Here is a 23269-nt window from a genome sequence, read left to right as displayed (position 1 = left end):
CTTAATTATTTACCCCTGTTCTATATTCTCCCGGTGTCTGTCCGACCTGCTGCTTAAAAAAGCGGGTAAAATGTTGGGGATATTTGAATCCCAATTCGTATGCCACCTCAGAGACAGACTTTTGCACATCAAAAATTCTTTCTTTGGCTTCAGTGATTATCTTGGCCTGAATATATTCTTGAGCTGATTTTCCCGTTTCCTTTTTGACCAAATCTCCTAAATAATTGGCAGATAGATTCAAGACATCAGCACAGTAAGCAACAGAAGGTAAACCCAATTTCCGGGGCTTTTCTGATCTGAAATAATCATTGATCAGGTTTTCCATACGGTGCATGATGCCCTGATGGACATTTTCTCTGGTGATAAACTGACGGTCATAGAAACGGGTACAGTAGTTCAAAAACAGTTCAATATTGGAAGCAATCAGTTTTTTGCTGTGTTTGTCGATAGCCTGCTCAAGTTCATATTGGATTTTGGCGAAGCAATCCAGCACAATTTTTCTTTCTCTTTCAGACAGGTGCAAAGCCTCATGCGATTCATAGCCGAAGAAAGTGTATTGCTGCATCTGACCTGCTAAGGATGTTCCCTGCAATAAATCCGGATGGAATATCAGCGCGGTCCCTTTGGGTTGATATACCTCCCCTGGATTATCCACACGGATAACCTGACCAGGACCTATAAAAGCCAAAGTCCCTTCTTGGTAGTCGTAGGTATTCCTCCCATATCGCAAGTCCCCACATTTGACTTCCTTCAAAAAAACGGTATAAAAACCAAAATACATATTGGAGGCTGACCTTGGATCGGCCTTGGAAACATCCACCACACTGACCAAAGGGTGGAGCGTCTCATTGTTGTTGAATTCATTGTAATCTTGAATTGTTTCAAACCGACGTAAGTTTTCCATGGCTTGATGAATTGTTTCAATCAAATTTAACGATTAATTGCTACGGCTAAATGACTTAATATCCCAATAAGTAATCTTGGTAGTTAAACCTGTAATCCATATACATCTATCTGTTTATATTCATCGTACATTTGTTTAAATCCAATTTGATCATGAAAATCTCAACAACTCTTTTTTGCTCCCTTTTTATGCTTGTTATACAATCCCTGTCTTTAAGTGCCGAAACCACCCATCTGAATGAGCAGCAAAAAAGTATCATTAGGATTGCTTCTCTTACGGCAAAAGGAGATCTGGAAACTTTAAAGCCTGCACTGAATGCGGGGCTTGAATCAGGCCTGACCGTCAATGAAATCAAGGAAGTGCTGGTCCATCTATACGCTTACTGCGGATTTCCTCGAAGCATTAGAGGCATTCAGACTTTTATGGAAGTCTTGGAGGAAAGGAAGGCAAAGGGCATAGAAGATAAAATAGGCCGGGATGCTTCTCCAATCCCATCGGATGATAAGTACCAAAGAGGGAAAAAGAACCTTGAAGCCCTGACTAAAATTCCTCAAAGTGATCAATTGACAGGTTATGGAGCTTTTGCGCCTGTGATAGATACCTTTCTGAAAGAACACCTGTTTGCGGATATTTTCGACAGGGATGTGCTGACTTTTGACCAAAGGCAGTTGGTGACCATTTCGGTGCTGAGCACCATAGGACGTGCGGAACCCATGCTCCGCAGCCATTTGAATATCTGCCTGAATGTGGGGCTCACTCCGGTCCAATTACAGGAATTTACAGAGGTTATTGCAACAACGATTGGTCAAAATGAAGCAACAGCAGCAAATGCGATTTTTAATGAAGTGCTAAAAAACCAAAAATAATCTGATCTGACAATGAAAAAACATCTCCTTTCTTTTTGCTTCCTTTTAATGGTCTTATCAACAGGTTGTCAGGAGCAAAACCACAATCAAGCTGATGGTTCAACCGAACCCATCATATTTCCAAAAGGGGAAAAAATCACCAACGACAATTTCACAGGTACCGCATACCTTCACATGATGATCCAATCTGAATCAGCGAATCAGACATCTGTGGGAAATGTCATCTTTGAACCGGGGGCGAGAACCAAATGGCACCTTCATCCCGGCGGTCAGATCCTCTTGGCCACTGGAGGTGTGGGTTATTATCAGGAAAAAGGGAAACCCAAACAGATACTCCGAAAAGGAGATTACATCAAATGCCCACCCAATATACCCCATTGGCATGGAGCAAGTGCTGATTCGGCTTTCATACAGGTGGCCATCACCAACAACCAATTTGGCCCAACGGTCTGGCTGGAAGAGGTAACGGATGAGGAGTACCACCATTGAAAGGTTTAAAAGAAGGATTTATTTAAAGACTGGATTGATATGGGTTTTTCTTATGATATGAAAAAATTATGGAGGATAAATGGCTTTCGAAATCGGACTGCCCCCTGAGATTTTAAAATTTGCAACTTACAGATCATCAAATAAAAAAACAGCCTCAAAACTGAATAAAACTAAAAAAATAAAGAAATTAAATGCTTCCCATTAACATGGACTCCTTAAGGCTTACCATCCTTATGTATAGCCTGTTCATGGCCTTAAACGTTGCCAAGGGCCAACACATCACCGAAGACTTGGGGTCTATTGTGTTAAAGGCCCAGGGCTAATTTGCTAAAGGAAAAAGGATTGGATCAATAATCAATTACATGGAATCAATAACTCAAAAATCAATACTATCATGAAAAAAAACCTAATTATAATTGCCCTATTGGTCTTTAGTGCCTCCTTTACCTTTGCCCAATCTTCTTTAGAAAAAGAGGTTTTGCAACTCTCCATGGACAAATGGCAATGGATGGCAGACAAAGACATTGCCAAACTCACTCCCCTATTCCATCCACAGGCCAAGTTTGTCCACATGAGCGGTACCTGGACTACCCCAAGGGAACTCGAAATCATTGAAACAGGTAGCATCTGGTACAAGAAAGCCACTGTTCATGATTCTGCAGTAGAAATTGTGGGTAAAACAGCAATCGTCTGGAATCGGATAACCCTCGAATCAGTAGTCCGTGGCAATGATGCCAAAGTGGAATTCACGGTAACTGAGGTGTACCAAAAAAAGGGAAAAAATTGGCAAATGCTGGCCATGACCTTTACCAGTGTAAGAGATACGCATCAGATTGAGAAAAAATCCGGTGTAATCCTGCTAAGTTTGAGTTAAAGAAAGTGAAAGTTTTAACGGGAGCTTAAAAACCAGGCAGATTTTTCCTGTTTTGTGTGGATTCATTTTAGTTGAAAATTAAGTATTTGAATTTCATTAATTTATATTAATTTATTTTGTGTTTCTGGGTCTCCCTGACAATTTTTAGTTCATGTTTGAGATACACAAAAAGAATTCTAGCCGTGGCTCTTGTGTACTGATTATCCAAAAAGTCGCAAGAATCACTAAAGTTGTCAAGTCATTAGGTAGTTCTTTTGACGAATCAGAGCTAATTATTTTTGAAAGGCTATCTGACAAACACGACCATAAAACCGGCTGAAGTCATTGTAGCATACGCAAACCTGCTGCATTTCGAGAAAGCTTCCCGAATAAGGAAAACGATATCTGTATAAGTCCTATTCATCTTCGCATACCGGAAAGGATAGAAACCATATCTGCATCTGCTTTGTGGTTTTTGCGGTCTTCAAAGATCTGGAACGGCTGTTGAAAATCGTCGAAGCAGAGTTTTCTGTAACAAGAGCAATAGTGCTAAAAAATGAACATTTATCAGATAATAGTATTCCTGCCAGAATCAAAAACTTGCTCAACTATACCGCTAAAACCAACCGAGGAACAACAGAAACTTATCCCTATTATCATGAAAATATAGCATGGGTGTCCTATCGCACAAAACAGGAAAGTTGGTACTGATCACCGACCTGAAGTGCAACGCACCGGCAATCATCGTCATCCACAACCATCTGACAGGGAACACGGTTCCTTACGAACTAACATAAAACTGACTTCGCAATTGGAGTAGGTATGCGACCTGCTTGAAATCAAGTTGCTGGACCACATCATGGTGACGGCGGCCAGCTATTTCTAGGTTTGGGATGAAGGACTTTTGTAGGCCTTTTTTACAAAAGGAATTGTATGGGAATATTACCTAATCGGGTTCAGAAACCCTGATATCGAATTTATAGGTTTTTCCTACTAGGAAATGTTCGCAGTTAAAAGGAGAACAATCCGTTAGTGAGATATCAAAAGGAACGGTTTCAGGCCCGTTGTCTGGTAATACCTGGACAGAGAAATTCCTCAATCCCTCCTGGAATGGCACAACCAACCGAAAGCCACCGTCCTGATCTAAGGGAACCGTGAAATTTATGATTGGGTAAGTATAGATGCTGGCAATTCCATGACCTGTAATGTAAACATATACATCTGTTAACGGTACCGCGTTATCGCGTCTGAGGACCTTCCCCTCGAAAACTGTCTGTCTCGGTTCCTGTTCACAGGAAAGGGCAGAGAGGCAAGACGCTATCAATAATGTTGCAAAAAAAGTTCTTGATTGATTTTCCATATCTTTACCTGATTAAAGTACTTTAAATTACTATGTACACGATTGATTTCAAGGATTATTTTAGGCCGAAAGCAAATGGAATCGAGCAGTTAAGTCAATGCCTGTAGGTTAATAATAAAGCATTTACAAATTCAGGAATTATATCTGTTTTTTTATCGAATAATTACTCGTTTTCTAACCACCTGCGAATCCGTTTGAATTTCGATGATATATAATCCAGGCCTTAGGTGACTTACATCATAGGTACCATCTTCAAATACGCTCGACATACTCCCATCCTTCAAGACCGTCCGGTTACTGTGGCTATGGGCAGCAGGAACTATAGAAATCGTATATCTAGTCCCTTCCCGGGCAGCCATGGCGATCCTAATTGTTTCGAATGCCGGGTTTGGCCAGAAACGGATACTGCCCTCATCTATAAGTGCGGTTCCCTGCAAGCTTTCATTGATTTCCAGAAGACTGATTTCCCGATTTCCATCATCCAAAATCCTTTGGATTGGGCCTCCTCCACCGCCACTGCAATAAACTGGATCCGAAGCAGGAAATACCGTGATTACCCTGCTGCTTATTGTGGAGATATTGGAATATGCTCCTCCGGAGTAGCTCCGGATCAAGGTAATGGTATAAGATCCGGGATTGAGATAGCTCAAGGTAAGGTTATCAGAGTTTAGATTGTAGAAGTAGTTGTTTGGCCCCGTGACCTCCCATCTATGTGAATATAGATTGGAAACGGACGAACCGTTGGTGATCCAAAAATTCAGGCTTTGGTTGGGACACATGTACCATTGTGTTGTATTGAATTGGGGAACTGGAGGAGGGGACATCGTCCCTGGATCTAAGGTGCAAAGGGTAGAGGTTATGCCGAATTCATTGCTTAATAAGCTCACCCATTGGGTTGAGATCGATATATTTCTTACATGCATGGTATTGTTATTCGTTCCATAAATTGTCTGGAACGGTGTCCATCCATTGGACTGAAGTTGTGAAACAGTCCGGTTTAGATGCGCCTGGGAAGTTCGTGGCGCAGTTGAAGCCACAGCACTGAAAAGGGGAACAAAGGAAAATTGGGTCCTCCCAAAGTCCTGAAAACTCCCATATGAGATTAAGGGTGTGAAAATAGTGAGAAAATTTTTCCAAGCCGTAGCCAGTAGGTCAGCACTAAAATAGTCCGTGGTTTCTATGTGCCCTCCCGCAGAAATATCATAATTGAATGCGTTGAAACTGAAGGTACGGTCTTTTATGGTTGTAGGTATGGCACCGACAGTGATCCAAATGGACGAAACGGTCGTGGACGCATTGATATTGTTTGTCCTGAGTTTGATAACCGCATTTGCCAATCCGGTGAATAAATCGACCTTGAACATCATGTCCCCTGGGGCAAAATTGTTTACCGGCGACTGCTGGGTCCCGACTGTACTTCCATTGATAATGGCAATTTTTTTTAGATTGTTTTGGGAAGGAAACCCCATTTGGCCAAGCGTATTTTGAAGTGCCGTGAAATCTGCATGTGGGTTTGGGCCCTTATATCGAAGCATCATTTGCCTAGCGGCTGGACTGTTAAGATAGGTAAGGGCTTTATCCAAGTCCGCCTGGGCAATGTTGAAAAGGTTTCTGATGTCCACATCATATACATCCTCGACAAGTTTTTGAATGCCTACCGGCACATTGGCACCTAAGTGGGGGGAGTCATAACTTATGAATTTGTCTACTCCGTGGACAATGCCCTTGGTTTCCATATTTCCTAGGCAATATCTTGCCACCAGACCACCCATACTTTCTCCAATTACTGTTATCGGGTGGCTCCCCACTTTCTTGGATTTGACATCGATTAAAAGCTGCTCCAGTACTGCTGCATTGGTCTGGATGGATGCGCCGCCATTTGAAAAATTCAGATATATCATGTCATAGCCATTTGCCCTGAACCTGTTTTCAACGGGGGTTACATATTTTGCCCGAAGATTGTTCGCATTGAATTCGTTTAAAGGATCAAACCCTTCAACAATAATAACCGGCTTGTCGAAGATCCTGTCACACCCGTTGTAGAGTACGGCGTGACCTCCCGAAAGGGAGAGGATACGGGTTTTGGACGGGTCTGCACCGTCATCTTCCCCACCTCCCAACTCAAAGATATAATCGGGTTCGGTATCATCAAATACGGTCACCATGAATTTGGAAAACACCGAAACCACATTTTTGCCGTGCGTGAATTTAAAGGTGAGCGCCCTCTCGCCCCCGCCGGCGTAGATTGCGGAGAGCCTGTCTCCTTTGGTGATTTTTCTGAACCCTGAGCCGTCCGACAGATCGATTTCCACTGAAACATCTTTGTTCTCGACTATAAACAGTTCCTCAGGTATCTCAAATTCAATTCTGGTTCCAAGACCCTCATGCTGTAAGGGAGCGGCACCAACCAATGTCACCTGTTTGTATTCCTTCGAATTGCTACTACCGGTTTTTACCGCATTGATGTTCTCTTCGATTTCTTCGGGTTCGAGCCATTCACCCTTAGTGAAGACAATCCCAAGAGTAACCTTATTGGAAGCCTTATCCTCATATTTCTCCAATACCATTTCAGGATTTATCTGTGATCTCTCTTGCCCTATACATGATTTCACCACTCCCATATAGAGTGATCTCCACTGCGGTGAATTCATGAAAAGAATTTTGGAATCTTGGTCATTACCATCTAGACCTTTCATTTTGTCCATGAATTGCCCGAAGAAAAATCCTTTGTTTAAAAAATAGTCGGTTCCTAGTGATTCGACACTGACACTGTCAAGACGCTTATGCGTCCGGATAAGCAACTCCTTGTTTTCGATCTGACCCAAACCTATAGTATGAATAGATATTACAGTGACGATTAACAGTAGAAATTTCTTCATGGCATTTGGAAAAGATGGAAACTGTTATGCTTGGGTAGTAGGTCTCTGAAAACTCTAAACATCCAACATTGTCAAAGATAATAGTTGGTGTCTATAAAAAAAATACCCTGTACAGGGAATTTTTCAATCCACCTGTTTTATACGGATTTATTTTAGTTGAAAATTAAGTATTTGGTAACTACTCAGGTTGTAATCTAGCTATATGATTTAGATTTTCCAGTACTTTTTCCGAACGTTTGATCAGGGTGTCCACGACGGATCTTATAACACAGAAGTTTTCGGCGCCGATATCGGATTTGAACTGTCCCGATATCTTTTGTTTCACTTTGACGTTCCGTACGGCCCTTTCCGAGGCATTGTTGTCAGGCGGCACTTTTGGGTGGTAAAGAAAAGTGAGCAGGGACTGCCTGTATTTGAGCAGCCTTTTTTGAAAAGTCACCGCCTCTTCATGTTCGGGGTGTACAGGTAAGCCTAGGAGTTTATCCATCCTTTCCTCCATTGCGGCAATGTTTTTTCCCAAGTCTGCATCCGGCAGGTTTTTCTTCAACAGGATGGCTTCCCCGAACAGTGCCCTGAGGCTCTCGGCCCATTTTGACCTATACCTTTCCACAATATAGTTGAGATCCCTTAGCAGGTGCGCACAGCAGAGCTGGTGCAGGTTTTCGGAATAACTGAAGTAGGCCCTCCATGCGTCATGGCATAACACTGCGTTTCCGAATCCATCGGGAAAGTGTGCCTTCATCGCCTTGAGTCCACGGGATTCGGATATGGCCAACAGGGTGTGTTCCTCTGTCTGGTAAGTCCAGACCCATTGTTTGACCCCGTCCACTTTTGCTCCGGTCTCGTCAGCTCCTATCACCGGACTTTTGGAGACGGCAGACTTTATCATCGCATAGATCGGGGCTGCTTTACGGGCAAATCTGCCGATGATGTTGTCGATGCTGCCCTCACTCAGACCAATGCCGAAGCAGTCCCCGAGAAGTTCCTTCATCCTTATGTAGGGAACATACTGCCTTGCGTACAGATAGCCCACCATGGTCTCGACCCCGCTTCCGTACTGCACTGGGGCATTGATGCCCGCAGGGAATGCAGCCCTGTTTTTTTCTCCGCAGGGACAGCTTTTGACATAGCTCCGGTGCTCTGTACATACCGGTCTGATGACGGGAAGGTCAAAGACCTGTCTTCTGCAGGAAAGTTCCGCAGGGACTTCCGACAGGTCACGGCCGCAGCAGGTACAGAAGGAAGGGATGTGGTTTTCTGTTTTATCGGGGCGGGATGTCATTTCCAGTGTATGGCCCTTGTGTCCCGGCTGACCGCCGGGTTTGCGATCGGTCTCCTCACGGAGGCTCTGGTTCTTTTTGGGGCGGTTTTCATCTTTGGAAGGGGGGACAGAACTGTTGCGGCTGTTTTTGGGATTACGGTACCGGGCAAGTTCCTTTTCGAGTTCAGCCACCCTTCTCTCCAAAAACCTGACCCGCTCCATGAGCTGGAGGTTAATGTTTATGAGCTGCTCAATCTGTTTGTCCCTATGGTCCAAGGTCTGTCTGGAATGTTTGTTGAATATGGGAACTTAATCAAATAATAACCAATGTTTTGCACAGTTTTTCCCCACAAAAACATGTAGATAAACAGGCAATAAAACTGATTTTTGTACATTCACCCAAAAAGATGCGCAACAATCAAACAAAGGCATATAGCACCCTAAAATCTTGAACATCGTTTAATAAAAAAGTACCTGAGTAGTTACAGTATTTGAATTTCATTAATTTATTTTGTGTTTCTGGGTGTCCCTGACAATTTTTAGTTCATGTTTGAGAGACACAAAAAGAATTCTAGCGGTGGCTCTTTCGTACTGATTATCCAAAAAGTCGCAAGAATCACTAAAGTTGTCAAGTCATTAGGTAGTTCTTTTGACTAATCAGAGCTAATTATTTTTGAAAGGCTATCTGACAAACACGACCATGAAACCGGCTGAAGTCATTGTAGCATACGCAAACCTGCTGCCTTTCGAGAAAGCTTCCCGAATAAGGAAAACCGATATCTGAATAAGTCCTATTCATCTTCGCATATCGGAAAGGATAGAAACCATATCTCCATCTGCTTTGTGATTTATGCGGTGTTCAAAGAGCTGGAACGGCTGTTGAAAATCGTCGAAGCAGAGTTTTCTGTAACAAGAGCAATAGTGCTAAAAAATGAACATTTATCAGATAATTGTATTCCTGCCAGAATCAAAAACTTACTCAACTATACCGCTAAAACCAACCGAGGAACAACAGAAACTTATTTCTGTTATCATGAAAATTTAGCATGGGTGTCCCATTGCACAAAACAGGTAACCTTTAGCAGTGTATGAGATACGTATGAAATTCAAAGGTAAGGATTTAAACCTGACAGGTTTAAGTTATCGAAAGTGAAAGTTTTGAACGTGACCTTAAAAACCCGGCAGATTTTTCTCTTATCAAAATCAAAAATAAAATCCTAAGAACCCTCAATCAAAGCTAACTTGACATTGGGGCCATTCCTTAGTAAATTGAAAAGACATTTTATACACTCACTACATGTCAATATCCAAAACCTCCCTCAACCGCCGTTCTTTTCTCAAAGTATCCGCCCTCGCCGGAGGAGGATTGTTTTTAAGCGTGGGTTGGTTGACAGGCTGTAAACCCGGATCCAAAGAAGCTGCACTTGGAATGCCGGAGGAATGGTTCAGAATCAATGGGTTTATCCAAATCGGTGATAACGGATTGGTAACCATTATGTCGCCGAATCCGGAGGGAGGCCAAAATATAAAAACAGGCATGCCTATGATCGTGGCAGAAGAACTGGATGCAGACTGGTCAAAAGTCCTGGTGGAACAGGCGCCTTTGGATACTGATAATTTTACCCGTCAATTTATCGGAGGCTCACAGGCCATCAGAATAGGTTGGAATGTACTGAGACAAGCCGGAGCAACCGCTCGACAACTATTGGTCAATGCTGCTGCCCAAACCTGGGATGTACCTGCCAATGAAATTACCACCGAATCAGGTTATGTCTTCCACACAGCCTCCAAGAAGAAAGCCCACTTTGGAGAAATGGCTTCTTTGGCAGCAACACTTCCTTTGCCTGAGAATGTGCAATTGAAAGATAAAAAGGACTATAAGATCATAGGAACTGCACGCAAGAATGTAGATGCCAAAAAAATCGTGACAGGTAAACCGCTTTTTGGAGTGGATTACAAAAAAGAGGGTATGCTTTATGCCATGATCATTCACCCTCCTGCCCATGGGCTGAAGTTGAAATCATTCGATGCTTCAGAGGCCACAGGCATGCCGGGAATCAAAGATATTTTCCAGATCAAATCCCATCAGGATGATTACGAACGCACCTTTTTTGACACCACAAGTTTTACGGATACCGTTGCCATTGTCGGGAATTCGACCTGGGAAGTGATGAATGCCAAAAAAACGGTCAAAGTGGAATGGGAAGAATTTTCCACTTATGAGGAAAGCAGGGACTGGAATGGCAGAAAAGAAAAGAGAACGATCCCGGCAGGACTGGAAAGCGAATCCGATCAGCAAAGAAAAATGACTGATGCCGCCAAAAAAGCTAGAACGCTCAGAAAAGATGGAAATCCGGAAGCTGCTTTTGCCAATGCAGCCAAAGTCATTGAACGTACTTTCTACGGCCCTTTTATGGCGCACAACTGTATGGAACCCATGAATTTCTTTGCCCATGTGCAGGGAGACAAAGTTGCATGTGCCGGGCCGCTTCAAAAACCGGAATTGACCGAACAAGCACTTTCGTCCCGACTGGGAATACCCATTGAAAATATCCATATCGACATGACCCGATTGGGCGGTGGCTATGGCCGTCGCTCTTATGCCCATTGGTTGATTGAAGCAGCCGTAATTTCCCAGAAAGTCAATGCGCCGATCAAATTGATGTACACCCGTGAAGATGATATGACAGGAGGAATCTATCGTCCCATGTATCAGGCTACCTATCGGGCCGCTTTGGACAAGGACAACAACCTGATAGGGTTTCATGTCAATTCGGGCGGCTTGGTCGAACCCCCATCCCACCCAAACCGGTTCCCTGCCGGAGCGATTGACAACTACCTGGCAGAAGAATGGATTGTCTCCTCCAACATTACCGTGGGTTCTTTTCGGGCACCAAGATCCAATTTTATCGCTGCTGCTGAACAGTCCTTTTTGGATGAGGTGGCTGAAACCATGAGAAAAGATCCCATAGATTTTCGCTTGGAGCTATTGCAAAAAGCCAAACAGAATCCCGTGGGCGAAAACAATGATTATGATCCGGATCGGTATGCTGGCGTATTGAAATTGGTGAAAGATAAATCCAATTGGGGACAAGTTCCTGCCGGTATTTCACGAGGAGTTTCAGCCTACTTCTGCCACAATAGCTACGCTGCACAGGTAGTTGATTTAAAAATCGAAAATGGACGGGTTAAGGTTGAAAAAGTGGTTCAGGCACTGGATTGTGGCTTGGTCATCAACCCTGATGCTGCTAAAAATCTCAGCGAAGGATGCGTGGTGGACGGTATCGGGACAGCCATGTTCGGGGAACTGAAGTTTGAAAAGGGACAACCTGACCGAAGCAATTTTGACCGCTACCGCATGATCAGGATGGCTGAGGCACCAAAGGAAATTGAAACCTATTTTGTGGAGAATGGAGAAGATCCTACCGGATTGGGAGAACCGGGTTACCCGCCTGTGTTTGCGGCTTTGGCCAATGCCCTGTATCGGGCAACCGGAAAGCGGTTGTATAGGCAGCCTTTCGTTCACCAGCTTTCGAATTAGCTTTTGTAAACGCTGTTCTAGATATGTAATCTTGAACCTTAAATGAAAAGGATTATTAATCCTAATCAATCGGGGATTGCAAATTCTTTTAATCTTTCCTCGTAATAGGAAATTTCGAGAAGCATGAAACGCGATCTTTATAAAAATGTTCTGAGTTGTAATACGGTGGCTCCTTTCAAAAGCTACGCAGGGTATGGGGTAGGAAATGGTTTTCGTCAAGTCGAGGAACGCTGCCCCAATAGTCAATTCCTTTAAGGATTTTCCCAATCAGGAGGAATAAAACGGGATGGGGTATATTTTGTGATTGAGGAAGAAAAGCTAGTGGATGTACAGAGGTAGTTAGAGAAATAGATAAAGGAAAATAGAAGATCATCAAAAACTCTTGCCAAAGCTTACTCCTGCAAAAAAAGGTGTAAAAACCCAATTCTCCCTAACTCCAATAGGTGTACTAAAAAAAGGGGTATAGCCAACCCTAAAAAAGAACCCACCTTCGGGTTTTTGGTATCTATATCCGATTCTTAGAGGGATACCGGTATCAAACACTACTTTATCTTTAAAATCCAATGTCTCTGAATCCAAAAGAGAGACAGCGTCTAAATAGGGAATAACCCCAAATCCCATTTCCAAATGATGGTTTGATTTGCCATAAAGGGCTGTCAGTTCTAAAGGAATTGCGGGAAGCCAATATGTCTTTGAATTTGTTGTTTCTCTTATCAATATTGAAAATCCCGCACTGGCATTCAGCTTGAGCTTTCCTTTTTGATGGAAAATTTTGCTGTAGTTAAATGCATAAACTCCAGAACTACCGCCTACCTCCAGATAAACGGCTTTTTTGGCTGTGAAAGGCACTGCTTTAGATTGGGCCATTGCATCGAAGGGTAACAAAGTAGCGAAGACTAAGACTAGCACATATGGTAATTTTGAGAAGTTTTTCATGATTTCATGAATAAATTTTTTCATTTTTTTGAATTAAACACCAAATCAATTTTTAACAATGATTTGTTTTCTAACTACCTGATCCCCTGCATTTATATGCAGGAAATAAGTACCAGTTTGTAAACCTCTCGTATCTACAAATACCTTATTTTCTTTGGACACGCCAGTCCTTACCAGTTTTTCAGTTCGATCAAAAACATTTACTTTAAATACTAAGGTCCTTGGCTTGTTTACCTTATGCAGAGGTTCCACATCTAGCCGTTCCAATGCTCTGTTGTCGTTAACATCATACTCCACAAATAATTCTCCATCGGAAGGATTGGGATATATGATAAAATCCCCCGAGGAATACATGTAACTACAAGGCATAACTGTAATTCCTGTCAAATGAGTGGCTCCACATCCATTGTTGACAGATACTCGAACTGGACCATAAGTATTATTTGATGAAGGAAGGAAAAATGTTATGGTATTATTCGATGTATTCTGAACGGACCATCCAGATGGGTAAGTCCAATTGTAGGTGTACCCACTTTGGTGCCCGGTAGGAACATTGGCTGTGTAGGTATACGAATTCCCATTACAAACCATACCTGAGCCTGATACAGATACCTGTGTTTGATTGAATGGACCTATCTGAACTGAAAAATTTCTTTTTTGACTATACCAAAAATCACTTGAGCTAGGTTTTGGTATCATACCTTGAACAGAAATTATGTAACTTCCCGAGGGAGTTCCAGCGGGAGCAACTATATTAACTGTTTCATTATGCTCAACTATATTGCCACCTCCATTGATAGACCAGCCTTCCGGCGCTTCCCATCGGTAGGGGTAATGATAATAACAATTTCCCCCGACAGGAAAAATAACATTTAAGGTGGGACTTGAGGTATAGGAATAGGACTGTCCAGAGTTACACATTGCCGGGCCTGAGATTGGGCTTGGAATAGGGACACGTGAAGTTGTCGAAACAATTTTTTCTCCTGAATCAAAAAAAATTCCGCATCCATTGGCTACAACCTTGATTTGATAAAGCCCAACATCGGGAAAAGTATATGTGAAATTCACACCAGTTCCCTGACCAACGACTTCATTTCCCTCAAAAACTTGCCAATGTATGCTACAGGAAAAAATTTCAACTCCAAACGTCTCTTCGAATGTTCTCGCTGAATAAGTCACTGATTTACTTGGACAAACAAAAGTGGAAGTTCCCTCGATAACTACATTTACTGCCTGCGCTCTATGAGAAAAAAAGCTTGAGACGACAAGGATGAAAATAAGTACGAATTTTGGTCGTGTGCAGAAGTTGACCAGAAATACCACACCGTGGATCAAGGAAGCGGGGGCGGGAATTGTATTCATTCTAGTATAGGAATTTTTTCGGAAATCAACTAGATAAATCTAAGAATATCTTATTCAAATAACAACAACTTTAGGTGAAAAAATAAAATTTTTCCATTCACTTTTTATTGTCTTGGTCCAGCCTTTCTGAATCAAGACAAACTTACATTTTCCCCTCAACCCCATAGGGGTTGAATTTTTCACCACTGATTAAAAGGAAACCTACAACAAAAACTTCAGATCAAATTCAATTTCATATTCTTTCAAAAGTACTTGGTATTCTTCCAAAAAAGTGGTCTTATAATGATACTCTTCCTGATTTTTGATATATTTGATAAGTCTATTTTTAGCCTTGATAGTTTCAATAAATGCTCCATAACCATCTTGTCATCCTTTGAAATTTGGGAAAATGTTTTCTCTTTTTATAAAATCACTACTTGCCAACTTGATGTCCTTGATTAATGATGAAGGGGCGATTATTGGATGTACAGCATTCAAAATATGTAAATGATCTTCCACTCCATTGATACGGTATAAATAGCAGTTTTTGTTTGTCAGCAAATGATGGATGTAGGCAAAAGCCTTATTTTTTGGTTTTGATCCATTGTTGGTTCTCGGTGTTTTGTTGAAAAAACAAAATGGTAAAGAATCTGCGTGTAGGTGCTCATAAAAGTTTTGGTTAAAAAGTTTAAAAACGATAATGTAATTTCGGTAAAAATGGATTCAAAGTCAATTTTTTTGGAATTCTTGATTTTGAGACCAACTGTTTCTGATCCATTTGAAAAAGGTAAGTGAGTTCGACCCTTTCAGGGTCGGGTGGGGATTGTTTATGGTCCTTTTTTTCCATGGGTTTCACCCGCGGTTATTGAAAGGGTTGACCCCATTCGGGGTCGGAGCAGGTTTCGAGCTGTAAATATCATCATAAGCACTCTTGGTTACTGAAAGATTTGTCTCTTTAGGGGCAACTAATGATAATCGTAATTTTCCAAAGGCAACTTCACAGAAGTTTTAACCCTTCAAAAGACCACTGGGCCAATATTAAATATCTAAAATGACCACGAAGTGGTCTAACCTGTCAATAACCCCAGGTGAAACCTGGGGCCTTGAGCAACTCTAATACGTTACCCTCAACCCCAAGGGGGTTGAACTTTTCAAAACTGCATTCACAATTCACTTCCAAACCAAGCTTTTTAAGCCAATTTGCTTTATTTTGAGGAATTAAAACAGTAGCTTGACCACTACCAGACTTTGAATAATCAAATGATCGAAACCCTCTTCCTTCACCTAGAAAGTTTTATCCCACTTAGTACCCAGGAAAAAGACCTGATCAAAGACAGGTTCTTCACGGTGAGTGCAAAACGAATGCAAAAAATACTTGTGGCAGGAGAGATCTGTAAAACTTACGCTTTTATTGTTGAGGGCTGTTTCAGGATGTTTGGGATGGATGACAAGGGATTCGAACATAATATACAGTTTGCTGCAGAAAATGACTGGATAGCGGATATTGCAAGTTTTTGCACCGCAAAACCAAGCCTGTTAAATATTGAATCCCTCGAAGCAGCCAAACTCCTGCAGGTCAAACAGCAGGATTTGTTTTTTCTTTTTACAGAGATCCCAAAACTGAACAGGATTTTTAAGGTCATGATCGACCACAAATACATCGAACTCCAAAATCGGGTATTGCAGAATTTCAGTTCCACCGCAGAAGAACGTTATGTCAGTTTTTTGGAGCAGTACCCCCATCTTACCAACCGCTTGCCCAACACCCAGATTGCCTCTTATTTGGGCATCACACCGGAATTTTTAAGCTAGGTCCGTAAGGGGCTCCAATCCAAAGGTTGATTTCTTAACCTAGGTTAAGGGTAGAACCGCAATATTGAAGGGAATTTTGTAGCATAAATTCACTTCAATAAAAAGCTCATGAAATTTCCGACTTCTCTATTTCTCTTTCTAATCCTTTTGACAGGATGTAAACCTGATGGAAAGGAATCAAACCAGACAAACCAGGAGGACCTACTATCTATTCAACAAGTGATTGAAGACTACAAGACATCCATCAACCGATTTGATACGCTATTGGCAAAAAACAATTGGCACACTTCCGAGAAGGTGAGTTTTATCCATCCAAGAGGCCATGAAAAAAGCTGGGAAGGAATCAAGACTGGAATCTATGCAATGTTCGGCTCCCGGTTCAGTAGCCGTGATCTTAAAAGTTATGATGAACATATAACCCTTTACGGAGATATGGCAGTTGTTGAATTTTATTGGGTTTTCGATGCAGTATTTTCAGGTGAGCGCCCGGACGCTATGCAGACCAAAGGAAGGGAAACTCAAGTGCTAAAAAAATTTGGAAAAGACTGGAAGCTAGTACATGTACACTATTCCAGCATGCCTCAAACAGGTGAAAGGGAAGGATTCTAAGCCTTACCTGATCTATCCAAATTTCTTAACCTAGGTTAAAGGTTAATACCTGCAGATCTGGAGAAATTTGTATCCATGAACATTTAAAAACATGAAAATGAAAAATATTATATAATCCTTCTATTGGCAATTTTCACATTTAATGCCCACGCCCAAACACTTAAACTTAAAAACCAGGAGTTTGAGTTACACAATGTCACAGGCGAGATCATCAGATTTGATGGTAAAAAGGTCTTGAAAATTGAAAGAGACCTGAATGCTATTCCTTTTGATTCCACCAATATAGAGGCCACTGTGGATGAGCCACATTATGCCCGGTTGTTGGGTTTGGATGACTTCGAAAACGGGACCATTGAAGTCAAAATGTACAGTCAATTGCAAAACCCTGCTACATACGCGGAAATTGCAGGATTTATTGGGGTATTCTTCAGGGTAAAAGAAGATGATTCTGCTTTTGAGAGCATTTACTTGCGGCCAAAAGTGGGAAGATCAGACAATCAGCTGCATAGGAACCATACGGAACAGTATTTTTCTTATCCACACTTCAAATTTGACACCTTTCGGAAAATCGCTCCTTTCAGATACGAAGGTTCGGCACCGGTGGGATTGAATGAGTGGATTACAATGAGGATTGAGGTCAACGGTGAAACTGCCGAGCTATTTATCAACGACATGAAGTATTCTACTTTTATAGTGGATAAAATGCTGGGAGAGAACAAAAAAGGTTTTGTTGGACTTTATGTGGATATCGGTACTATCGGATATTTCAGGGATCTGAAAGTGACTAAAAGGGCTTTGCAAGTAAGGAAAGCAAGCGAAAGGGTGAGTGATATTTAGTGTAAAAATCAAATCAAGGAATGGGTAAGTTTCCCGACAAACCTAAATTTCTTTCCAACAGCTTTTCTAAAGTTCAAAACTTTGGAAAAGTTTGAACCATTCAACATAGCCCAATAAGGTAGAAGCACATTAAACCAATCTAGACATGAACAACTTGAAACTGACACTACATGGCCTTTTCTCAATGATTTATGGAGCCCAGGCCCAAACTATCCTACTTGAAGGGAAAGAATTTGAAATTTCCCATGTAAATGCTTCAGTGGTTCAGTTGAACGGCGAGGAAGTTCTGAGAGTCGTGCGGGATTTGGAATCCTTGCCTTTTGATCCGGATAGGTTGGGGCAGACTGTTGACGAACCCACCTTTGTTAAACTGGCAGGGCTGGATCTGGAAAATGGAACCGTTGAGGTCAAAGTCCTCAGCCGATTATTGCCTGAGGTCCCTGCCTTTGTCCGTGGGTTTATTGACTTGGCTTTTCGGATTAGTCCAGACAATTCAGCATACGAATCCATTTATATCCGACCCACCAACGGAAGGGCAGATGATCAGGTGCGAAGAAACCATTCGGTCCAATACTATGCCTATCCGGATGACAAATTTGATCGATTGCGGAAGGAATTCCCGGAGCTGTACGAAACCTACGCCGATATGGGATTGGATGAGTGGATCACGATGCGGATCGCGTTCAGGGGCAAATCGGCCAAACTCTACCTTAATGACCAAGAGCAGCCTTCCTTTTTGGTCAAGGAAATGCTGGGATCCACCTCTACCGGTTCGATTGGACTTTGGGTGGACATCGGAACGGAAGGTTACTTCAAGGATATTAAGGTCAATTCCAGATAATTGGTTTTATCTTAGCCCCTACCGGATTCTCTGCCCAGGCTTTTGAAAGTTTTGTATAGGGATTAAATTTGCATAAAAAACTGCTATCATTTGATAATATTCAATAATTGTTTGATTTTCTTAATTTATCTGGTTTGGTATTTCGTAGATTTGCACCTGTACTATTCAGATAATTATGATTATCAAAGCATTAAGAACAATTTATCGGTTTTCCTTGGGGATGCTACTCTGTTTGTTTCCCTTAATCATTCAAGCGCAAGAAGAAAATGGCAATCCCAATTATTTTGGAGGTTCGGTCGGAGTCAATAATAATGGAATTGCCTTACTCCCTACTTTTTCACTGAACAAACCGGCAGGTTTTCTCATGCTCAACATGGGAAACAGGTTCACTTTTGAACCGGAATTTCACTTTTCCTTGGAAGGGAAGCCCTGGACCATACTTTTATGGAGCAGATATAAATTAATCCAAGGGGAAAAATTCAAGTTAAATGTGGGTGCACACCCTGGATTGCTCTTTGTCCCACAAGTGTTATCTATGAATGGGGCACCGCCTGCCGATGTCATCACCACGGAACGATACCTGGCAGGTGAAGTTGTACCCAATTATTTTATCACGCCCAATACCAGTATAGGCCTCTACTACCTCAATGGCAATGGATTTTCCGAGAGTTCCGTCAAAAGAACACATTTTATAACACTCAATGCCAATTTCAGGAAACTGCAACTCAACGAACAATTTTACCTTCGTTTTAACCCGCAGATCTATTACCTGAACATGGATCAAAACGAAGGTGTTTTTGTGTCTTCCATTCTTGCGCTTGCCAAAGAGGACTTTCCTCTGGCGTTTCAGGTGTTGACCAACAAAGCCATCCGGACACAATTTCTGGACACATCAGACTGGATGTTCAGTTTCAGCCTGATCTATTCATTTGGCAAAAACTATACACCCACCGCCACGGTATTTAAAAATTAACGATTTGAATTTCTTAACTTATACCTATGAAAAAATCAACAGAAAGGCAATTGTCCCCGTACAATACCGAACTTAAGCTGAAAGGTTTCAATGCCTTTCAGATCGAAGCAGATGGAGCGGCTACTAAGATGTACAGCCGAAAGGATTTTTATAAAATATGTCTGACTACAGGAAAGAGCAAAATCCACTACGCAGACCGTAGTTTTGAGCATGAAGGTACCATTCTGTTTTTTGGCAATCCACATATACCTTATTCCTGGGAGACAATTTCAAGGACTTATGTGGGCTATACCTGCCTTTTTTCAGAAGAATTCTTCAAGGTTTCCGAAAGGTCTGAAAGCATCCTGCAATCCCCTTTGTTCAAATTGGGTGGAACACCCATTTTTGATATAAATGAACAACAAAGGGACACCCTCAATGAAATATTCCGAAAAATGATTGACGAGCAGGAGTCGGAATATCCCTATAAAGATGAATTGATACGGAATTATATCCAACTCATCATTCATGAAGCCATGAAACTGCAGCCTGCCGAGAATGTGGAGGAACCAAAAAATGCTGCCCACAGGTTGACTGCGGTATTTCTGGAATTGCTTGAAAGGCAGTTTCCGATAGAGAGTGCGGATGCGCCGCTTAGCCTTAGAAGTCCTAAGGATTTTGCAGATGCCCTTTCTGTGCATGTCAACCACCTGAACAGGTCTGTCAAGCAAGTGACCGGAAAATCCACCTCGACCCATATTTCGGAGCGCATCGCCAATGAAGCCAAGGCACTGTTGCAATATACCGACTGGAACATCAGTGAAGTGGGCTATTCCCTGGGATTTGAGTACCCGACCTACTTCAACAACTTTTTCAAACGGATTGCCGGCACTACCCCAAAATCCATTCGGGACTTTACTGCTTGATTTTCATACTTTTTGGTTTGGATTTCATTACCTGGTCAGGAGCTTAAGGAAGTAAATTTGTCTTATTGATCCAACTGTCCAACAAGATGAAAAAGACATTTTATTTCCTGGGAGTAATGGTCCTTTCTATAGGAAATACCTACCCACAATATCAAGATTCTCAATCTATCAAAACCAAAAATGCCATGAATACAACCATTATTGAAGATCACTATACCTTTCCTTTGAGTGACCTCGTTATACGGGAAAAGGTAGAATTCAAAAACAGATTTGGGATCACCCTGGTAGGTGACCTGTACATTCCTAAAAATCTATCAAGCCAAACATTTCCTGCCCTTGCATTGAGCGGACCTTTCGGAGCCGTAAAGGAACAGTCCTCCGGGCTTTATGCCCAGCAAATGGCTGAGCAGGGTTTTATTGCCCTGGCTTTTGACCCTTCTTACACCGGAGAAAGTGGCGGTGAAGTCAGAAACATTGCCTCTCCGGATATCAATACAGAGGATTTCAGTGCAGCCATTGACTTTTTGGGACTTTTAGCCCAAGTGGATAGGGAGCGTATAGGAATTATAGGCATCTGTGGGTTTGGGGGATTTGCCTTGAACGCTGCCATTGCAGACAAGAGAATCAAAGCCGTTGCTACCACAAGCATGTATGACATTACCAGGGTTTCTGCCCATGGTTACAATGACCAAATTACAGCAGAAGACCGTGCAAAAATGTTGGCCATGTTAAGCCAAAAAAGATGGGAAGATGCTGAAAAAGGCAATGCTGACTATGGTGCCCAACCCAACAAAGATAAGCTGACCGGTGATGAACCACAGTTTATCAAAGACTATTTTGATTATTACAAAACCCCCAGAGGTTATCATAACCGGTCCATCAATTCCAACGGGGCTTGGGCTACGACCTCAGCTATTTCCTTGATCAATTCGCCCATTTTGAGCCATTTGAAGGACATTTCTCCAACACCTATATTACTGATTGCCGGGGAAAATGCCCATTCCAGGTACATGAGTGAAGATATTTATGCTATGGCAAACCAACCCAAAGAGTTGCTGATCATACCCGGTGCCAGCCATGTCGATCTGTATGACAGGTTGGATGTTATTCCTTTCGAAAAAATGGCGTCCTTTTTCAAGGCCAAACTCAAGTGATCCCCATGACAGGAATCAATTTCTCTTACAGGCTGACCCGGGTCATTTTGATGGCCCTGGTCGGGTTTGCTTGCCAAAATAAAACAGATTTGACGATGAGGGAGCAAGAACAAGAAAGCATCTTCAAGGTAGGTGAACCTGCCTCAGAAGAATATTTTACTGGAAATGTAAAAGCAGCCAATTAAAATAGTCAGGCAGATTCTTGAACAAATTAGATATGATAAATCTCAAGTGCCCAAAGATTTTAGGGCTGGTGCTAATTACTACTATTTCCCTTTCACTTCATGGCTATTCCCAAGATGGTGCCAAGATATATCAAACCTATTGTATGGGTTGTCATGGAGCGGACTTAAAAGGTACCCCTGCTGGTTCCTCTTTATTGACCGAAAACCTAAAGCAGGGTAATGACATGCGTTCCATCTCCCAAGCTATCGAAAAAGGAGTCCCCAATACCACCATGATTGCATGGGGCAATGCTCTGGGGACAAAAGAAATCAACACCCTGACGGAATATATCCTGAATAAAAGAAAAAGTCCCAGCTACAACTCTGCTGCGGAAAAACCTGCGACGTTTAAGACTCAGGATTATGTTTTGAAAATCGAGAAAGTCGTAACTGAAGGTTTAGAAGTTCCATGGGGGATAGAATTTGTTGATACCAATACAGCATTGATCACGGGAAATAAAGGGAACCTTTACTGGGTGAAAAACGGTAAACTTGACCCGGGAAAGATAGCTGGTCTCCCTTTTGTCTATGGTTCGGACATGTTTGGCGGAATGATGGATTTGGCATTGGATCCAAATTATGAAGAAAACGGTTGGGTGTACATTGCTTTTAGCCATAACCCTAAAAATACGGCTGACCAGACCTCTCCTGCCATGACCAAACTGATCAGAGGAAAAGTCAGGGATTACCATTGGATAAAGGAAGAAACCCTTTTTCAGGCTCCAGATTCCATTTTGGTCAGTGGGGGTTTTAGGTGGGGCAGTCGCTTGCTATTTGACAAAGATGGCTTTTTGTTTTTTACCATAGGGGATATGCAGCAATCCATCCAATCCGGAAACAACCCGCAACTCCTATACCGTGCTGAAGGAAAGATTTTCAGGATCCATCCAGATGGGAGCATTCCCAAAGACAATCCTTATTTTGGTCAAGAAGGAAAATTACAGGGGATATATGCCATAGGCACACGAAACGTGCAAGGAATTTCCCAACACCCTGAAACAGGCGAAATTTATTTTACAGACCATGGACCCAGAGGCGGTGATGAAGTCAATCGCCTGAAAAAAGCCGGAAATTACGGATGGCCTATAATCACATATGGAGTAAATTACGATGGGACCACTATTACGAATCTCACTCACCATGAAGGGATGGAACAGCCACTGACTTATTGGGATCCATCCATAGCTGTATGTGCTTCAGAATTTGTTACCGGAGGTCAATTCCCTAAATGGCAGAATAACCTTCTTGTCACCGCCCTGAAAGATCAGGAAATACGAAGACTTGTGTTAGATGGGGATAAAGTGTTAAGCCAGGAAGTAATTCTTAAAGGAATGGGAAGAGTAAGAGACGTGAAATTTGGACCAGATGGGGCACTATACGTCTTGACGAATTCTCCTGATGCTTTGTTAAGGATTTCACCGTTGGAATAAGTAGAATTTGGCTTCAAAAATGGCAAAAACTAATCCTTGAAAAAATGCAGAACA

20 protein-coding genes and 2 pseudogenes are annotated in these 23269 nt (G+C 42.1%); 15 read left to right on the top strand and 7 right to left on the bottom strand.

From position 1 onward, the window contains the following. Position 1 precedes the first annotated feature (1 nt). The gene (locus tag BC751_RS11595; protein WP_130275675.1) at positions 2–904 is read right to left on the bottom strand and encodes a helix-turn-helix domain-containing protein; all 903 of its coding nucleotides are present in this window, start codon (positions 902–904) and stop codon (positions 2–4) included. Between the two features lie 152 nt (positions 905–1056). Here BC751_RS11595 and BC751_RS11590 point away from each other — a divergent pair, with 152 nt between their 5' ends. The 4 genes and pseudogenes from BC751_RS11590 to BC751_RS22725 all read left to right on the top strand — a co-directional run. Further along, positions 1057–1770 carry a carboxymuconolactone decarboxylase family protein gene (locus BC751_RS11590; protein WP_130275674.1) on the top strand — a complete coding sequence of 238 codons (714 nt, stop codon included), beginning with the start codon at positions 1057–1059 and terminating at the stop codon, positions 1768–1770. Positions 1771–1782: 12 nt separating this feature from the next. Then, a complete protein-coding gene (locus tag BC751_RS11585; RefSeq protein WP_130275673.1) occupies positions 1783–2259 on the top strand; it encodes a cupin domain-containing protein in 477 nt (158 codons plus the stop codon). A gap of 394 nt (positions 2260–2653) precedes the next feature. Further along, complete coding sequence (locus tag BC751_RS11580) at positions 2654–3133, top strand: nuclear transport factor 2 family protein (protein WP_130275672.1); 480 nt, start codon at positions 2654–2656, stop codon at positions 3131–3133. Between the two features lie 278 nt (positions 3134–3411). Further along, a pseudogene (locus BC751_RS22725) lies at positions 3412–3782 on the top strand (IS1634 family transposase); the annotation flags it as partial. Positions 3783–4058: 276 nt separating this feature from the next. Here BC751_RS22725 and BC751_RS11575 read toward each other — a convergent pair. The 3 genes from BC751_RS11575 to tnpC all read right to left on the bottom strand — a co-directional run bounded on the left by BC751_RS11575 (position 4059) and on the right by tnpC (position 8888). After that, complete coding sequence (locus BC751_RS11575; protein WP_130275671.1) at positions 4059–4472, bottom strand: hypothetical protein; 414 nt, start codon at positions 4470–4472, stop codon at positions 4059–4061. Positions 4473–4624: 152 nt separating this feature from the next. Further along, positions 4625–7351 carry a T9SS type A sorting domain-containing protein gene (locus tag BC751_RS11570; protein ID WP_130275670.1) on the bottom strand — a complete coding sequence of 909 codons (2727 nt, stop codon included), beginning with the start codon at positions 7349–7351 and terminating at the stop codon, positions 4625–4627. Positions 7352–7529: 178 nt separating this feature from the next. Further along, the gene (gene tnpC, locus BC751_RS11565) at positions 7530–8888 is read right to left on the bottom strand and encodes an IS66 family transposase (RefSeq protein WP_130275669.1); all 1359 of its coding nucleotides are present in this window, start codon (positions 8886–8888) and stop codon (positions 7530–7532) included. A 397-nt stretch (positions 8889–9285) separates the two neighbouring features. On the opposite strand from tnpC, the pseudogene BC751_RS22720 reads away from it, so the two are divergent. Further along, a pseudogene (locus tag BC751_RS22720) lies at positions 9286–9657 on the top strand (IS1634 family transposase); the annotation flags it as partial. A gap of 252 nt (positions 9658–9909) precedes the next feature. Then, positions 9910–12153: a xanthine dehydrogenase family protein molybdopterin-binding subunit gene (locus BC751_RS11560; protein WP_130275668.1), complete on the top strand. Its 2244-nt coding sequence runs from the start codon at positions 9910–9912 to the stop codon at positions 12151–12153. A gap of 372 nt (positions 12154–12525) precedes the next feature. Here the strand turns inward: BC751_RS11560 and BC751_RS11555 are convergent, their stop codons facing one another. The 3 genes from BC751_RS11555 to BC751_RS22430 all read right to left on the bottom strand — a co-directional run bounded on the left by BC751_RS11555 (position 12526) and on the right by BC751_RS22430 (position 14991). Continuing rightward, the gene (locus BC751_RS11555) at positions 12526–13113 is read right to left on the bottom strand and encodes a hypothetical protein (RefSeq protein ID WP_207226875.1); all 588 of its coding nucleotides are present in this window, start codon (positions 13111–13113) and stop codon (positions 12526–12528) included. A 21-nt stretch (positions 13114–13134) separates the two neighbouring features. Next, on the bottom strand, positions 13135–14451 hold the full coding sequence (locus BC751_RS11550) for a T9SS type A sorting domain-containing protein (protein WP_130275667.1): 1317 nt from the start codon (positions 14449–14451) through the stop codon (positions 13135–13137). Positions 14452–14817: 366 nt separating this feature from the next. After that, positions 14818–14991 carry a transposase gene (locus BC751_RS22430; protein ID WP_242617450.1) on the bottom strand — a complete coding sequence of 58 codons (174 nt, stop codon included), beginning with the start codon at positions 14989–14991 and terminating at the stop codon, positions 14818–14820. A 699-nt stretch (positions 14992–15690) separates the two neighbouring features. Here BC751_RS22430 and BC751_RS11540 point away from each other — a divergent pair. The 9 genes from BC751_RS11540 (at position 15691) to BC751_RS11500 (ending at position 23215) form a co-directional block, all read left to right on the top strand. Beyond that, positions 15691–16242 carry a Crp/Fnr family transcriptional regulator gene (locus BC751_RS11540; RefSeq protein WP_130275666.1) on the top strand — a complete coding sequence of 184 codons (552 nt, stop codon included), beginning with the start codon at positions 15691–15693 and terminating at the stop codon, positions 16240–16242. Positions 16243–16350: 108 nt separating this feature from the next. Then, complete coding sequence (locus BC751_RS11535) at positions 16351–16851, top strand: nuclear transport factor 2 family protein (RefSeq protein WP_130275665.1); 501 nt, start codon at positions 16351–16353, stop codon at positions 16849–16851. Between the two features lie 123 nt (positions 16852–16974). Then, the gene (locus BC751_RS11530; protein ID WP_130275664.1) at positions 16975–17688 is read left to right on the top strand and encodes a 3-keto-alpha-glucoside-1,2-lyase-like domain-containing protein; all 714 of its coding nucleotides are present in this window, start codon (positions 16975–16977) and stop codon (positions 17686–17688) included. A gap of 145 nt (positions 17689–17833) precedes the next feature. After that, positions 17834–18529, top strand: coding sequence for a LamG domain-containing protein (locus BC751_RS11525; RefSeq protein ID WP_207226874.1), 696 nt, complete (start codon positions 17834–17836; stop codon positions 18527–18529). Between the two features lie 175 nt (positions 18530–18704). Further along, positions 18705–19502, top strand: a complete 798-nt coding sequence (locus BC751_RS11520; RefSeq protein WP_130275663.1) for a hypothetical protein — start codon at positions 18705–18707, stop codon at positions 19500–19502. Between the two features lie 26 nt (positions 19503–19528). Next, on the top strand, positions 19529–20407 hold the full coding sequence (locus BC751_RS11515) for a helix-turn-helix domain-containing protein (RefSeq protein ID WP_130275662.1): 879 nt from the start codon (positions 19529–19531) through the stop codon (positions 20405–20407). Positions 20408–20493: 86 nt separating this feature from the next. Further along, positions 20494–21561: an alpha/beta hydrolase gene (locus BC751_RS11510; protein WP_130275661.1), complete on the top strand. Its 1068-nt coding sequence runs from the start codon at positions 20494–20496 to the stop codon at positions 21559–21561. A 5-nt stretch (positions 21562–21566) separates the two neighbouring features. Next, the gene (locus BC751_RS11505) at positions 21567–21746 is read left to right on the top strand and encodes a hypothetical protein (RefSeq protein ID WP_130275660.1); all 180 of its coding nucleotides are present in this window, start codon (positions 21567–21569) and stop codon (positions 21744–21746) included. A 32-nt stretch (positions 21747–21778) separates the two neighbouring features. Next, on the top strand, positions 21779–23215 hold the full coding sequence (locus tag BC751_RS11500; protein WP_130275659.1) for a PQQ-dependent sugar dehydrogenase: 1437 nt from the start codon (positions 21779–21781) through the stop codon (positions 23213–23215). Positions 23216–23269: the final 54 nt, after the last annotated feature.

Source organism: Cecembia calidifontis, from assembly GCF_004216715.1.
Classification (GTDB): Bacteria; Bacteroidota; Bacteroidia; order Cytophagales; family Cyclobacteriaceae; genus Cecembia_A; species Cecembia_A calidifontis.
This window is presented reverse-complemented; position numbering and strand designations above follow the sequence as displayed.

Bases quoted from the DNA above. Each gene is read 5' to 3' on its own strand.
- BC751_RS11595 (WP_130275675.1), bottom strand. From the start codon at position 904: ATGGAAAACTTACGTCGGTTTGAAACAATTCAAGATTACAATGAATTC.
- BC751_RS11590 (WP_130275674.1), top strand. From the start codon at position 1,057: ATGAAAATCTCAACAACTCTTTTTTGCTCCCTTTTTATGCTTGTTATA.
- BC751_RS11585 (WP_130275673.1), top strand. From the start codon at position 1,783: ATGAAAAAACATCTCCTTTCTTTTTGCTTCCTTTTAATGGTCTTATCA.
- BC751_RS11580 (WP_130275672.1), top strand. From the start codon at position 2,654: ATGAAAAAAAACCTAATTATAATTGCCCTATTGGTCTTTAGTGCCTCC.
- BC751_RS11575 (WP_130275671.1), bottom strand. From the start codon at position 4,472: ATGGAAAATCAATCAAGAACTTTTTTTGCAACATTATTGATAGCGTCT.
- BC751_RS11570 (WP_130275670.1), bottom strand. From the start codon at position 7,351: ATGAAGAAATTTCTACTGTTAATCGTCACTGTAATATCTATTCATACT.
- BC751_RS11560 (WP_130275668.1), top strand. From the start codon at position 9,910: ATGTCAATATCCAAAACCTCCCTCAACCGCCGTTCTTTTCTCAAAGTA.
- BC751_RS11555 (WP_207226875.1), bottom strand. From the start codon at position 13,113: ATGAAAAAATTTATTCATGAAATCATGAAAAACTTCTCAAAATTACCA.
- BC751_RS11550 (WP_130275667.1), bottom strand. From the start codon at position 14,451: ATGAATACAATTCCCGCCCCCGCTTCCTTGATCCACGGTGTGGTATTT.
- BC751_RS11540 (WP_130275666.1), top strand. From the start codon at position 15,691: ATGATCGAAACCCTCTTCCTTCACCTAGAAAGTTTTATCCCACTTAGT.
- BC751_RS11535 (WP_130275665.1), top strand. From the start codon at position 16,351: ATGAAATTTCCGACTTCTCTATTTCTCTTTCTAATCCTTTTGACAGGA.
- BC751_RS11525 (WP_207226874.1), top strand. From the start codon at position 17,834: ATGAACAACTTGAAACTGACACTACATGGCCTTTTCTCAATGATTTAT.
- BC751_RS11520 (WP_130275663.1), top strand. From the start codon at position 18,705: ATGATTATCAAAGCATTAAGAACAATTTATCGGTTTTCCTTGGGGATG.
- BC751_RS11515 (WP_130275662.1), top strand. From the start codon at position 19,529: ATGAAAAAATCAACAGAAAGGCAATTGTCCCCGTACAATACCGAACTT.
- BC751_RS11510 (WP_130275661.1), top strand. From the start codon at position 20,494: ATGAAAAAGACATTTTATTTCCTGGGAGTAATGGTCCTTTCTATAGGA.
- BC751_RS11505 (WP_130275660.1), top strand. From the start codon at position 21,567: ATGACAGGAATCAATTTCTCTTACAGGCTGACCCGGGTCATTTTGATG.
- BC751_RS11500 (WP_130275659.1), top strand. From the start codon at position 21,779: ATGATAAATCTCAAGTGCCCAAAGATTTTAGGGCTGGTGCTAATTACT.